At 63.9% G+C, this 13,820-nt stretch carries 12 protein-coding genes; 2 read left to right on the top strand and 10 right to left on the bottom strand.

All coding sequences use genetic code 11. The features are described 5' to 3' along the window. A partial coding sequence (locus RDM88_RS08125) for an MFS transporter (RefSeq protein ID WP_308754361.1) occupies positions 1-704 on the bottom strand: 704 nt, incomplete at its 3' end. Positions 705-1,085: 381 nt separating this feature from the next. Here RDM88_RS08125 and RDM88_RS08120 point away from each other — a divergent pair. Further along, positions 1,086-1,352, top strand: a complete 267-nt coding sequence (locus RDM88_RS08120; RefSeq protein WP_308754360.1) for a PF20097 family protein — start codon at positions 1,086-1,088, stop codon at positions 1,350-1,352. Between the two features lie 249 nt (positions 1,353-1,601). On the opposite strand, the gene RDM88_RS08115 is transcribed toward RDM88_RS08120, so the two are convergent. Together RDM88_RS08115 and RDM88_RS08110 are read right to left on the bottom strand one after the other, a co-directional pair. Next, positions 1,602-2,069: a hypothetical protein gene (locus RDM88_RS08115; RefSeq protein WP_308754359.1), complete on the bottom strand. Its 468-nt coding sequence runs from the start codon at positions 2,067-2,069 to the stop codon at positions 1,602-1,604. A 143-nt stretch (positions 2,070-2,212) separates the two neighbouring features. Beyond that, on the bottom strand, positions 2,213-2,992 hold the full coding sequence (locus tag RDM88_RS08110) for an HAD family hydrolase (protein WP_308754358.1): 780 nt from the start codon (positions 2,990-2,992) through the stop codon (positions 2,213-2,215). Between the two features lie 199 nt (positions 2,993-3,191). Between RDM88_RS08110 and RDM88_RS08105 the strand changes: the two genes are divergently transcribed. Beyond that, on the top strand, positions 3,192-4,199 hold the full coding sequence (locus RDM88_RS08105; RefSeq protein WP_308754357.1) for a hypothetical protein: 1,008 nt from the start codon (positions 3,192-3,194) through the stop codon (positions 4,197-4,199). 54 nt (positions 4,200-4,253) lie between these two features. Here RDM88_RS08105 and RDM88_RS08100 read toward each other — a convergent pair whose 3' ends face one another. The 7 genes from RDM88_RS08100 to RDM88_RS08070 all read right to left on the bottom strand — a co-directional run. Beyond that, positions 4,254-6,110, bottom strand: coding sequence for a substrate-binding domain-containing protein (locus tag RDM88_RS08100; protein ID WP_308754356.1), 1,857 nt, complete (start codon positions 6,108-6,110; stop codon positions 4,254-4,256). Between the two features lie 22 nt (positions 6,111-6,132). Further along, a complete protein-coding gene (locus RDM88_RS08095; protein WP_308754355.1) occupies positions 6,133-7,338 on the bottom strand; it encodes a response regulator in 1,206 nt (401 codons plus the stop codon). Then, positions 7,331-9,121, bottom strand: a complete 1,791-nt coding sequence (locus RDM88_RS08090; RefSeq protein WP_308754354.1) for a sensor histidine kinase — start codon at positions 9,119-9,121, stop codon at positions 7,331-7,333. The genes RDM88_RS08095 and RDM88_RS08090 overlap by 8 nt, the downstream gene beginning before the upstream one ends. 133 nt (positions 9,122-9,254) lie before the next feature. Continuing rightward, positions 9,255-10,244 (bottom strand): galactofuranose ABC transporter, permease protein YjfF, encoded by a 990-nt coding sequence (yjfF, locus tag RDM88_RS08085; protein WP_308754353.1) that lies wholly within the window; start codon positions 10,242-10,244, stop codon positions 9,255-9,257. Then, positions 10,241-11,275: an ABC transporter permease gene (locus RDM88_RS08080; RefSeq protein WP_308754352.1), complete on the bottom strand. Its 1,035-nt coding sequence runs from the start codon at positions 11,273-11,275 to the stop codon at positions 10,241-10,243. Before RDM88_RS08080 ends, yjfF begins: the two co-directional genes overlap by 4 nt. Beyond that, entirely contained in the window at positions 11,259-12,782 is a 1,524-nt protein-coding gene (locus tag RDM88_RS08075) for a sugar ABC transporter ATP-binding protein (RefSeq protein ID WP_308754351.1), read from the bottom strand. The genes RDM88_RS08080 and RDM88_RS08075 overlap by 17 nt, the downstream gene beginning before the upstream one ends. A 116-nt stretch (positions 12,783-12,898) precedes the next feature. After that, on the bottom strand, positions 12,899-13,820 hold a 922-nt coding region (locus RDM88_RS08070; RefSeq protein ID WP_308754350.1), incomplete at its 5' end, for an ABC transporter substrate-binding protein.

Genomic DNA, 13,820 nt, shown 5'->3' with positions numbered 1-13,820 from the left:
GCGCGGACATACTGGAGCTGGCTGAGGAAGACGGTGATCGTCTGGTTCGATTCCGTAAGCAGCGCCGCCGCGACGAGAAAGAGCAGGAACCGCCGGCCGCTCCACACCTCCCGCGCGGCCTCCCCGGCGCGTGCGCCAAATCCCGCGCTCCGCCGCGCGGGCGGCGGTACCTCGGGCAGGAAAAAGGTCAAAACCATCGCCGCCCCGTAGGAGAGGACGGTGAGAAAACCGGCCGCGCCGAAGTCGCCGCCGACCGCGGTGGAAAAGAGAAGCGACGCAGCGATCAGGCCGGCGGTCGCCGACGCCTCATAGGCGCCGAACGCCTTCTGGCTCTCCCCCTCCCCCGCCAGGGAAAAGAGGTAGGCGGAGTCGCAGCCGGAAAAGCCCGAGAGCACCACCGACAGCATCAGCCGTTCGAGCAGGAACCCCCCGAAGCCCGCCGCCCGCCAGAAGACGATTTTGGAGAGGAAGTAGATCACGTTGCAGACGATCAGCGTGCGCCGATAGCCGATCCGGTCGGCCACGCAGCCCCACGGGATTTCCAAAGCAATCAGGCAGACGAGGGAGATGCTCTCGATCAGCGTGATCTGGAAGACCGAGACGCCGCGCGCCTGCCGGTAAAGGGTCGCGATCGGGCCATAGAATACCATGCCCTGTAAAAACGCCGTCGCGCAGAACAGGGTAATCCCGGTTTTTCGATTCAATTTTGTTCCCTCCGGATTTCAGTTTGTTCGGTGAAATCCGGAAAATCAAATCGGACTGCTCATGGCTTTTGCTCCGTCCCGTTTCGTTCTCTTCCCAGTATCGCACAGTGACCCCCGAAATGCAATCAAAAAAGAACCGCGCCAAAGCATCCCCCCATAAAGTCGTATTTTTCCGCACATGGCATGGCCAGTTTTGACTGTGCCATGTGCCGCCGGTTTCGTTGGTGTCCGGTATGTCGATCCCGCCGGCGTTGAATCAGCTTTCAAATACTTTTTCCCATTTCAGTTCCCTTCTAGTTTTCGGAGTCCCTCCTGTGTATCCGTAAGGTGGAAAATCAGCCGTGAAAACAGGAGTTCCCAAGCGCTCGAGATTATGATAGAATGAAAACAAAAAATGACAATCTGGATTTCGAGGTGTTTATAATGAACTGTCCCAAATGTGGAAGGGCTATGCAATCTGGTTTTTTACAGGCGGGAAACATCATGGCTTTCAATAAACAAAAACACAAAATATCATTAAATCCAAAGGACGCAGAAGATGTTATGATCGCGCAAAAAGCTTTTACCGGCACAGACTTTCATGGTTTTATCTGTAAGGACTGTGGACTTGTCGTTTTTGATTACAAGAACAATATGACCCGGTTATAGCTTTCTGCTTGTCCGGCGGATTGAGGGGGAAAATATTCCCACGGTGAAGAGAAATCGCTGAAAAGTGGAGGGATCCTTATGGGAAGGACGCTCCTTACGTTTTTACCAGCAAAAAGAGCGGCTATCGACTCCCGTCGATAGCCGCTCTTTTGTTATCACGTTCCGTTTGCCGGCGTCCCAATCTGAAACCGCCTTAATGCTTCTTTATTGAGCGTCAGCCAAAGCGCGGTTCTTTTTATTCGCGTTCTCTTAGAGCTCGGGGCCGTTCTGGTCCGCGCCGTCCGACGGGGCCTGGGGCGCCGACAGGGCTGCGGCCGACTGCTTGTTCCAGTAGGCGCCCAGCGTGTACAGGACCGGCAGCACGAGGCCGACCAGGGCGGAGAAGACGTTCCCGTCGCCTCCGAAGGAGCTGATCAGGCTGAACGCGGCGAGCACGATCAGGATGATGCCGAGTACGAAGCAGACCTGCGCCTTCTCGGGCTTGGCGCAGTTTTTGACGCCAATGATGCCGACGATCAGGCTGAATACGCTGGAAGCGATCAGGACCACGCCCGCGATCGCCGCGACCGCGCCGACCCCGGCGCCCATCATGTCGCCGCCGGCCGCGATCATGCCGCCGCCCACCAGCGCGAGCAGCCCCAGCAGGATGCTGATGCCGGAAAAGATGATGTACAGAATGCTGACCACTTTCAACATGGTTTTGCCTTTTGGTGCCATAAAATTGTCCTCCTCACGATATATCGTGCGCTTTTCCCCGCTGATGCGGCGATGCGCACTTTGCCATTATTATAAGGGAATTCCCGTTTCCTGTCAATCAAAGCGCGGTCAAAAACGGCCGATCGTTCTTTCCGGAGCCGGCCTCAGGAGATCTCCGCCAGAAGCGCCGCCAACGCCTCCTCCACGCTCGCGCAGCGGCAGGGGAACCGTTCCAGCAGCGCCGGGTCAGCGGTGTCCATCAGGCAGGGGCGGCCGACCGCCTCGAGCATCTCCACGTCGTTGAAGTTGTCCCCGAAGGCCATCATCTCGTCCCTCCCGATTCCCAGCCGCCGGGCGGCCGCCTCGATCGCCATCCCCTTGTCGGCCACCGTGAAGTCGATCCACGCCGGGCCCGACACAGCGGCCGTCACGACGCTTCCCCACCTTTCGATGAACGCCGGGGCGACGCGCGGCGCGCCGTCCCCGTGGACGTAGGCGGAAACCTTCAGGAACTCTTCATCCACCGAGAAGAGGTCGTCCACGATCGTGACGGTGTTTTTCATCGTGTAGACGACAAAATCGGAGTAACTCCTGCGGCGCGGGCAGAGGTAGGAGGTCTCCCGCCCCGAGAGCAGCACCTCGCAGTCGTCGTGCGAGAGGATGTCCCGCATGAGCGCCTCCCCCGTCTCCCGTTCGAGCGGGATGGTGGAGAGCGCCGCGCCATGGCGCATCGTGAGCGCGCCGTTTTCGCAGATGAAGAGCAGCTCGTTCCAGCGGGGCGCAAACAGCCGCCGCAGGTTGGGGTACTGCCGCCCGCTCGCGGGCGCGAAAAGGATCCCCCGGTCCAGCAGCTTCCCGATCAGCCGCAGAGCCTCGGGCGTCAGGGCCTGCGCCCCGTTTTTCAGGAGCGTCCCGTCCAGATCGCTCGCAACCAGCTTGATCATCACAACTCCCCCGTTCCCGGCCTCGTCCGGCCGGGTCCAGTGTAACACGGCGGGAGCCCCCTTGCCAAGGGGCTCCCGCCATTTCTCCGCGCCCGCCGCCGCTTTCTCCGTCCCAGACGGTTTTTTCGGGGCGCGCCGCTTGTATTTTGTTGAAAATACCCCTATAATGATGGAAGAAACCGGAAGGGGGCGGACGGAGATGATTGAACGGATTGTGGGCGTGGTCTCCTCGTTTATGCAGGGCGCCGTGCAGGAAAAGGTCGGGGAGCTTGTCCGGGACAAGCTCGACGAACGCGCGCTGGAGCGGCTGTACGGCGCGCTGGACGCGGCCATCGAGCGCCGGTGCGCCGACGGGGCGGAAGCGGAGGCCGTGCGGGACGCGGCGGACAAGCTGACCTACGAATACACCGGCGCCCGGATTCTCCCCGACGGCTGGCGCGCCGAACTGACCGACCGGTTCTACCGGGAGCATCCCGACATTCCCCGCAGCGACCGGCTCGACGATCTCTTTACCGACTGCTATGTGTGGCTGGACAAGTACCTGTCGGAACAGCTGAGCCAGGAGGCGCGCCTTTCGCTGCTGGTGACCCGGCAGGATGGCCGGCACAACACCGACTCCCTGCGCGAGCGGATCGACCAGGCGGAAGGCAATCTGAAAGAACTGCTGCAAAGCGGAAGGGGGATTCCCATGCTCTGTGTCTGCAGGGAGCGGCCCGTGCGCTGCGAGGTGTGGGACAGCGAATACGACGACGTCGACCTCTTCAGCGGGGACACCGTCTTCTGCTCCGGGAAGGTGGGAGAAAACACCCGCAAGCTCACCCTGACGCTCAAAAACCCCGGGCAGCTCCCGATCACCCGGCTCGCCCTCTCCGACTTCATGATCGGCATCGTTACCGACGTACAGTATGGGAACAGCTATTACGAGTCCGCGCAGATTTTCCAATATAAGGGCGAGCGGAGCGTCCGCAACCTCATCTTCCCCGGCGAGAGCTTCGATTTGAGCATCGTCTTCGACGACGAGCTCGCGTACGGGTTGGAAAACCAGGACTACCTCTACGTCTCCTTCGCGGCCAGCGCCCTCTGCGTGGAGGGGGAGGAGCCCGCCCGCTACCACTACGACCTCTTCTGCGACCGGCGGGACGCGCCCGCCGACGGCGAGCCCTCCTACGCCGGGACCTACGGCATCCGCGTGCTCCGGCAGAGCTGAAAAAACTAGACAAAGAGGCCCGGCGGCCATGGCCGCCGGGCCTCTTCGCGTTTGTCAGTATTTGCGGCCGCGCAGCTCCCCCCGGGGCGTCTCGGCGGTAAACACCCGCTCGTCGGTGATGATCCGCAGCGGCGGTTCCTTGCCGCTCATCAGGTCGGTCACCGCCTTCATGAGCTGCGGCCCGAGCAGCGGGCTGCACTCGACCACGCAGTTGAGCCTGCCCTCCTCGAGCGCCCGGACCGCCTCCCTCGTGCCGTCCACCGAGATGATCTTGACGTCCCTGCCCGGCTGGATGCCCGCCGCCTCCAGCGCGTCGATCGCGCCGAGCGCCATGTCGTCGTTGTGGGAATAGATCACGTCGATGTCCCACGCGTGCTCCCGCAGATATCCCTCGACGACGAGCCTTCCCCCCTCCCGGGTGAAATCGCCGCCCGCGGAGTAGACGATCGAATAGGCGGGATGCTCGGCCAGAAGCATCTCAAAGCCCCGCTTGCGCTCGATGGTCGGGGTGGCCCCCTCGGTCCCCTGGATTTCAAGGATGCGCACCGGATGCCTGTCCGCGGGCACGTTTTCCGCCGTCCAGCGCATGGCGCGGCGGCCCTCCTCGATGAAGTCCGCGCCGATGAAGGTCATGAAGAGATCGTCCTCCGCCACCGAGATCTTCCGGTCGGAGAGCAGCACGGGGATGCCCGCGCCGCGCGCCTCCATGAGCACCTCGTCCCAGCCGCTGTCGACGATGGGGGAGATGACGATCACATCCATCCTCTGCCGGATGAACTCCCGCACCGCCTCGAGCTGGGCCTGCTGGTCGTTGTCCGCGTCGATGGCGGTCAGGTCGATGCCGAACTCCCGCGCCGCGTCCCGGATCGACTGGTTGTTCGCCAGCCGCCAGCCGCTCTCGGTGCCCACCTGCGCGTAGCCCACGCGGATCGGGCGGTCGACCGGCCGGGTCGCGCGATCGAGCTGGCGCTCGTAGCTGTCCACATTTTCCCGCGTGATCGCGTGGCTGCGCAGGATGACCTGCTTGGGCACGCCGCTCACCTCTCCCAGGATGTCGAGCGAAAACTGGATCGCCTCCCTGCCGCCGGTCGGGCAGGTGATCGTCTCGTCGATCCTGCCGCCGCGGATGAGCTCCAGCCCGCCGTCCGGACCGGTGAAGCCGTCGATGCCGACGATCTTGACATCGTCGCAGCCGAGCCGGTGGGCGGCCTTATAGGCGCCGAGCGCCATATAGTCGTTGTGCGCGAAGATCACGTCGAACTCCCGGAGCCGCTCGCCGTAGGCGCTCACCAGGTCCTCCGCCGCGTCGCGCGACTCGTTCTCCACCGTGACCGACTCGATCTCGATGAGCGGGAAGAGGGAGGTGACCGAGCGGAAGCCGCCGCTGCGCGCGGCGCTCGCCTGCGAATGGGTCCCGCCCTTGAGCTCGAGCACCTTCGCCGCCGAACCCCGCGCGAGCCGGACGGCGGCCTCCCCCGCCTGCTTGCCGATCAGGTCGTTGTCCGGCCCGATGAAGAGGGAGTAGTCGTATCCCTCCACCACACGGTCGAGCACGATGACGGGGATCTTCTGGTAGACCTCGCTGACCACCGGCGTGATCCGCTCGACGTCGTGGGGCGAGACGATCAGCAGGTCAATGCCGTAGCCGAGCAGGCGCTGGATGTCCTCGACCTGTTTTTCGCCGTCCGAGGTCGCGTCGGTAACGACCAGCCGGATTTCCGGGTGCTTGGCCGCCTCCTCCTGCAGCTCGCGGGTCAGCACCAGCCGCCACGGCTCGCGCATGTTCGCCTGCGAGACGCCGATGACATACCGGATCTGCCCCTTCTCCGGGCCCGCCTGGCAGCCTGCGGGCAGCAGGAACAGGGCGGCGCAGAGCAGCGCCGCCGTCAGCCGCCGGAATCCCCTTCTCATATGGCCGCCCCCTTCCTTTTTGTCACCGCGCGGCGCCGCCCCTCCGGTACTCCATCGGAGAGACGCCGAGCACCCTTTTGAAGGCGCTGCTGAAATAGTGCTGGCTCGAATAGCCCACCCGTTCGGCGATCTCATACATCTTGAGCTCCCCGTCCGCGAGCAGCTCGACCGCCCGCCGGATGCACACCCGCGAGAGGTAGTCGACGAAGGTGACCCCCGCCTCGTGCCGGAAAAGGCGGCTCAGGTGCTGGGGAGAGAGGTGCAGGAACTCCGCCGCCCCCTGGAGCGAGAGCCCGGGGTCGGAAAAGCGCTCCTCGATGTAGCGCCGCGCCTCCAGCACCGCCTGCGGGCATTTCTCCCGCTGCCCGAGCTGTTCCATCGCGTCGTCGTACGCCTCGGGCAGGTCCGCCGGACGGCCGCACGGCGCCTGCGCCAGCACCGCCTGCGCGGGCAGGTGCTCCTCCAGCAGCTCCCGCAGCTCCCGGGCGGTGGCGCTCCAGCGCGCGGCGGGCAGGCGGGAGGAGATCACCACGAGGTCCCCGTTCGCGTTCTTGCAGGAGGTCACCGGGCCCAGCGGCTCGAAGAGCTCCCGCGCGATGTTCTCCGCCGCGTAATAGAGCAGGTTCTCGTCCCACTCCTGCCCCACCGCCGTCCTGCCCTCGCTCACCGAGAGGTGCGCGACCGTGACGCCGCAGGGCTCGGAGATGGAGACGCCGAGGTATTCGAGCTGCTCGGCCGCCTCCGGCTCGCTGTACCGCCCCCCGAGCCAGTCGTCGAGGAAGGACGCAACGAGCGAGGAGCGGTTCTTTTCAAGCTGCATGCGCGCCCAGTCGAGGTATTTGACCTGTTTGCGGTTGGTCTGGAGCTGCTGCTTGGCGCGTCCGACCGCGTCGTAAAACGCGTCCTCCATCACCGGCTTGAGCAGGTAATCGAACACCCCCAGCCGCAGCGCCCGCTGCGCGTAGGCAAAATCGTCGTAGCCGGTGATGACGATGATCACCGCGCCCCGCAGCACCCCTTCCAGCCGCTCGATGAATTCCAGCCCGTTCAGGAAGGGCATGTTGATGTCGACCAGCAGCAGATCGGGCAGGTGCCCGGCGGCCAGCTCGAGCGCCTGTTCCCCGTCCTCCGCCAGCACGGCGGCCTCAAAGTCCGGATCCTTTGCAAGCAGCCGCGAAAGGCCGCTCCGGATGATCTCCTCATCATCCGCGATCAATGCCTTATACATGGAAAACCTCCCGGTTGATCAATTCCGCCCGGGCGGGCAGCGCGACCGTCACCGTCGTGCCCTCCCCCGGCGTGCTCTCCAGCGATATCCCGTAGCGGTCCCCGTAGCACAGCCGGATGCGTTCCGCGATGTAGAAGAGCCCAAAGCTCGTCTTCTCCATCTCGTCGGGCGGCTTATCGAGCTGTTCCCGCAGCGCGGCGAGGCGTTCGGGCGGCATGCCCGCGCCGTCGTCCCGCACGGTGATGCGAAGCTCCTCCCCCGACAGCCGCCCCGAAACGGTGATCGTGCCGCCGCCCCGCTTCTGCTTGATGCCGTGGTAGATGGCGTTTTCGACGAGGGGCTGCAAAATCAGCTTGGGCACGAGGCAGCCCGAAAGCTCGGCAGGGACATCGACCGCGTAGCTGAGCTTGTCCTTGTAGCGGATTTTCTGGATATAGAGGTAGTTGGAGACGTGGGTGGTCTCCTCCTGCAGGCTGATGAAGTCCTTGCCGTGGGAGAGGCCGATGCGGAACATGCTCGTGAGCGCGTCGACCAGCTTTACGATGTCATCGGCGCCGTAGTCGCGCGCCATCCAGCTGATCGTGTCGAGGGTGTTGTAGAGGAAATGGGGCTTGATCTGCTCCTGCAGACTCTTGAGCTCTGCGTCCCGCTTGCTCTGCTGCTCCTCGTACACCTGGTGGATCAGGTGGTCGATGCGGTGGATCATGTGGTTGAAGCTGTGGCCGAGGTCGCCGATCTCGTCGCTGTAGAGGCTGTTGAACCGCACGGACAGGTCGCCCGACTCCGCCTGCTTCATGAGCTTCTGGAGCTTGGAGATCGGCTTGGTGACCGAGTTGGCGAGCTGGAGCGACACGAAGAGCACCAGCGCGCCCGTCCCGACGATGCAGAGGATGAGCACATAGACGATCGTGTTGATGCCGCCCATGACCTCGTCGAGGGAGAAGACGCCCACCGTCTTCCAGCCGGTAAAATCGCTCTGCTCATAGCGGATCTGGTAACGCCCTCCCGCGATCTGCGCGGTCACCGGGACGCCCGCGTCCCCGTCGAGCCAGGCGGGGTCGACGCGGTAGACGATCTCGTTCACGGGGGTGAAGACCATGTTGTCGTCCGAGTCGACGACAAAGACGAACCCCTTCTCCCCGATCGTCACGTTTTTGATCGAGTCGGTGATGATCTCATGGCTCACGTCAAAGAGGATGACCCCGCGCACCTGCCCCGTCCTGCGGTCCTTGACCGCCTTGGCCAGCGAAAAGACGTTGTCCGCGCTGTAATCCTGCTTGGTGACGATGTTGCGCCCCGTGGTGCTGCCCACCAGCACCACCCGGTCAGGCTCGGTCGTCGCCAGCCGGTACCAGTTTTCGCTCGTGAAGGGGTCGCGGGAGATGCGGCTCATCCCCGTGCTCACGCTGTCGTCCTGCTCGGTGGCGATCAGGATGCCCGCGATCTCGGGATGGGAGCGTGCGATGTCGCTGAGGGTGCTCGAGACGGGCGTCTGCATCCGCTCCCACGCCGCCGCGTCCTCGAGCATCCCGCTGCGCTGGAGCATGCAGGTCAGGTAGTCGGCCATCTTGTCGATCGTGCTGATGTACATATCGATCGAGTTGCTCACCTGTCCGGTGATCTGGGCGGTGTGGGACATCGTCGTCCGGCGCGCCTGCGACAGGAAGACCCCTGCGCTGACCGCGGCGAAGATGACCAGGGGGATGAGCGCCATGAAGACGTAGGTGATCGCCATCTTGTTGCGGAACCGGTTGTTCTGGAAGAGTTCCCACAGCTTCCTCATCGCGCGCCCCCCTTTCCCGTTTTCCGGACTTTTCCATTATAGCGGAAAAACCGCCTGCGCGGCATGTCCAATATAACCAAGATTGTCCGGCCGCTTTTGTCAAAGCGGCCGGACAGCGGGCGGCGCCCGCGCGCTACCCTTTGTTTTTGAGTTTTTCCGCCCGGATGGCGATGATCCGCTGGATGACGATGAAGACGCAGAGCAGCGCCGCGATCGTGACCTTGGTCCACCAGGTGTTGAGGTTCTGGTAGGTGACGATCGTCTGGATGACGCCCTGGATGAGCACGCCGAACATCGTGCCGATCACGGTGCCGACGCCGCCGGTGAGCAGCGTGCCGCCGATGACCGCCGAGGAGATCGCGTCGAGCTCGAGGCCCATGTTCTGGAGGGAGTAGCCCGCCAGCGTGTAGAAGCTGAACACCACGCCGGCCAGCGCCGCGCAGAATCCGCTGATCGCGTAGACGGAGATCTTGGTGCGCGCCACCGGAAGCCCCATGAGCACCGCCGACTGCTCGCCGCCGCCGACCGCGTAGACCCCGCGGCCGAACCTGGTGTACCTGAGCACGTAGTAGGCTAGCGCGACCACCGCCAGCGCGATGAACACATAGTAGTAGAGCTTCGCCTTGCCGAAGGCGACCTTGCCCAGCGCCATGCTCTTGTAAAAGCCGTCAGAGATGGGGATCGACTCGGTGCTGATGACCGCGCACAGCCCGCGCATGAAGAACTGCCCCGCGAGGGTAACGATGAAGGGCTGCAAATCGTAGCTGTGGATGAGGAAGCCCATCAGCGCGCCGACGCCCAGCCCGATGAGCAGCACCAGCGGGATGACCACGAAGGCGGGCACCCCCAGCCGCAGCAGGAAGGCGGAGAAGACGCAGGTGAACGCGAGGGTGGACGCGACCGAGATGTCGATGCCGCCGGTCAGCAGCACGAAGGTGATGCCGACCGAGACGATGATGAGGTAGGCGTTGTCGTTGAAGAGGTTTAAGAAGGTGGAGAGGGAGAGGAAACGGTCGTACTTGACCGACCCCGCCGCGAACAGTCCCACGAAGAGGATGACGGTGATGAAGAGGGAGACGTTTTTGATCCCGCCCCTGCGCCTGGTTTTTTCCAGTGTGCTCATGCCGCGCTCACCGCCTTCCGGGAGGTCAGCCGGGCCGCGACGGCAGCCTTGAACTTCTTCGACTGCGCCAGGCAGATCGCGACGACGATGAGGGCCTTGACCACCTGCGTCACCTCGGGGGCGACGCCCATCGCGTAGACCGAGGTGGTGATCGACTGGATGATCAGCGCGCCGACGATCGAGGCGGGGATCGAGAACCGCCCGCCCGCGAGGGAGGTGCCGCCGATCGCGACCGCGAGGATCGCGTCCATCTCGATCATCAGGCCGGCGTTGTTGCAGTCGGCGCCCTTGATGCCCGCCGACTCGATGAGGCCCGCGATGGCCGCCATCGCGCCGCAGAAGGTGTAGATGACCAGCTTCACCCGGTCGACGTTGATGCCCGCGAACCGGCTCGACACCGAATTGCAGCCGGTCGACTCGACAAAGAGCCCGAACGCGGTCTTCTTGGTGAAGAGCATGATCAGCAGCACGAAGAACCCGACGATGAAGAGGGGGAAGGGCAGCCCGAGGATGTAGCCGCCGTTGATGAAGTAGTAGGCGTCCGAATTGACGGTGACGATCTTGCCGTCGGTGATGAGCTGTGCGATGCCGCGCCCCGCCACCATGAGGATCATCGTGGCGACGATCGGCTGGATTTTGATCTTGGAGACGAGCAGCCCGTTCCACGCGCCGCAGAGGATCCCCGCGAGCACCGCGATGAGCACCGCGGCCGTGACGCTGCCGCCGAGCGACGACAGGATGCGCCCGTCGACGACCGAGCAGGCGATCGCGCCCGAGATCGCCATGACCGATCCGACCGAGATGTCGGTGCCGCCGGTGGCGAGCACCATCGTCATGCCGGTGGCGAGCAGCATGAGCTTGGAGCCGTTGCGCAGGATGTCGATCAGCCTGCCGTAGAGGTGGCCGTCGACGATCCGCATCTGGAAGAAGGCGCCGCCCGACACGACGCCGTTGACGAGCAGAATGGCGAGCAGCACCATCAGCGGCCAGAAAGACTGGCACCTGGTGAGCTTTTTAAGCCGGCTGTTCATTCTGCGCACCTCCCGCAATCAGATTCATGATGGCCGCCTCGGAGATTTCCTCCCCGGAAAGCTCCGCGACCTTCACCTTGTCCCGCAGCACCGCCATGCGGTTGCAGCAGCGCAGCATCTCGTCGATCTCCGACGAGATGAAGATGAGCGCCATGCCCTCCTCGGCCAGCTGGATGACAATCTTCTGGATCTCCGCCTTGGTGCCGATGTCGATGCCGCGCGTCGGCTCGTCGAGCATCAGCAGGTCGGGGTTGGTGGCCAGCCAGCGGGCGAGGATGACCTTCTGCTGGTTGCCGCCCGAAAGGTTGCGGATGAGCTGGTCCTGCGAGGGGGTCTTGATCGCGAGCTTTTCGATGTACTCGTCCGCGATCTTCTCCGCCTCCGCGCGGGAGATCGCCCGCAGCATCCCCCGCTTGGTCTGGAGGGCGAGGACGATGTTTTCCCTGATGGTCAGGTCGCCCACGATCCCCTCCGTCTTGCGGTTTTCGGGGCAGAAGGCGAACCCGCTGCGGATCGCCGCGAGGGTGCCGCGCAGGTCCGTCTTGCCGCCGCGCACCTCGACCTCCCCCCGCTCCATCCGGTCGACGCCGAAGATGAGCCGGACGGTCTCACTGCGCCCCGAGCCGAGCAGCCCGGACAGCCCGAGCACCTCGCCCCGGCGGATTTCGAGGTTCACGTCCGATATCGAGGCGGAGCCCGCCCCGCGCAGCTCCACGAGCACCTCGCCCATCCGCTCCTCGCCGCCCTTCACGCCGGCGCTGCCCTCGAGCTCGGCGTACTCCTTGCCGATCATCTTGCCGACCAGCTGAACCCGCGGCAGCTCGGCGGTCGCGTAGGTGCCGACATATTCGCCGTTCCGGAGCACGGTGATCGTGTCGGTGACCTCGTAGACCTGGTCGAGGAAGTGGGTGACGAAGATGATCCCCATCCCCTGGTCCCGGAGCATCCGCATGATCTCGAAGAGCTTTTTCACCTCGACCGCCGTGAGGCTCGAGGTCGGCTCGTCGAGGATGAGCACCCGGGCCGAAATGTCGACGGCGCGCGCGATGGCGACCATCTGCTGCACCGCGACCGAGTAGGCGTCGAGGTTCTGGGTGACGTCGATCTCCAGATTGAACCGCCCGAGCAGCTCCGCCGCCCGCCGGTTGATGGTTTTCCAGTCGATGCGCCCCGCCCTGCGGGGCTCCCGGCCGATATAGATATTCTCCGCCACCGACAGGTTGGGGCAGAGATTGACCTCCTGATACACCGTGCTGATACCGGTTTCCTGCGCCTCCTGCGGGGTCCTGGGGAAGATCTCCTTCCCCTCCAGCCAGACGGTCCCGCTGTCGCGCTGTTCCACACCGGTCAGCACCTTGATCAGCGTGGATTTGCCCGCGCCGTTTTCGCCGAGCAGCGCGTGAATCTCCCCCGCGCGCAGGGAAAACTGCACGTCGTCCAGCGCCACGACCGCCGGGAACCGCTTGGAGATATGCTCCATGCGCAGGAGCAGCTTTTCCGCATCCATCGCCGTATCCTCCTCTCGCTATTCCTGCATGACTGTCGAAATCCGCTCCGACCCAGCGCCGGAGCGGATTTCGACGTTTCTATTCGTGTTGGGAAGAAAGAATGAAAAGGCTTGGATCAGTAGACGCGGTTCGGCAGATCCTCGGCCGCGGTTTCGGCGCGGTAGACGCCCTCTTCGGATTTGATCCACTTCTCAACCGTCTCGCCGGCCTTGAGCTTGGCGCAGGTCTCGAAAAACTGGGGTCCGAGCAGCGGGTTGCACTCGACGGTGACGTTTGCCTCGCCGGCGGCCATCGCCTCAAAGATGCCCTTGACGCCGTCGCAGGAGACGGTCTTGATGTCGACGCCCGGCTTCAGTCCGGCTTCCTTGATCGCTTCGATCGCGCCGAGCATCATGTCGTCGTTGTGGGCGAAGACGCCGTTGATCTCGCTGCCGTAGGTCTTCAGGAAGGACTCCATGACCTCTTTGCCCTTGGCGCGGGTAAAGTCGCCGGTCTGGGAGGCAAGGATTTCGATGTCGGGATATTTGGCCGCGATCTGGTCGTCAAAGCCCTTCTTGCGGTCGTTGGCCGCGGAAGCGCCCACGGTGCCCTCAAGCTCAACGATCTTGCCCTTGTTGTCGAGCAGGCGGGCCATCTCGTCCGCGCCGTCGTTGCCCTCTTTGATGAAGTCGGAGCCGATGAAGGTCGCATAGAGGTCCTCGGGAACGTCAGCCTTGCGGTCGACGAGCACCACCGGGATGCCGGCCTCCTTGGCCTCGGTGAAAACCGCGTCCCAGCCGGTCTCCACGACAGGGGCGAGCCCGATGACGTCGACGCCCATGTCGATGAACGACTTGATCGCCTTGATCTGGTTTTCCTGCTTCTGCTGCGCGTCCGCGAACTTCAGATCGATCGTGTCGATGTTCTGGCCCGCGTAGAACTGGATGGACTGGGTCTCGGCGTCACGCCAGCCGGACTCCTGTCCGATCTGCGCGAACCCGACGACGAGCTTGTCGTTGGCGGGCTTGGGGGCGGGTTCCGCGGGAGCGGGGGCCGCG

Origin of the sequence: uncultured Anaerotruncus sp. (assembly GCF_902490045.1) — a bacterium.
Classification (GTDB): domain Bacteria; phylum Bacillota; class Clostridia; order Oscillospirales; family Ruminococcaceae; genus Anaerotruncus.
Note: the sequence above shows the minus strand (reverse complement) of the source record. Positions and strands in the feature narration are given on the sequence as shown.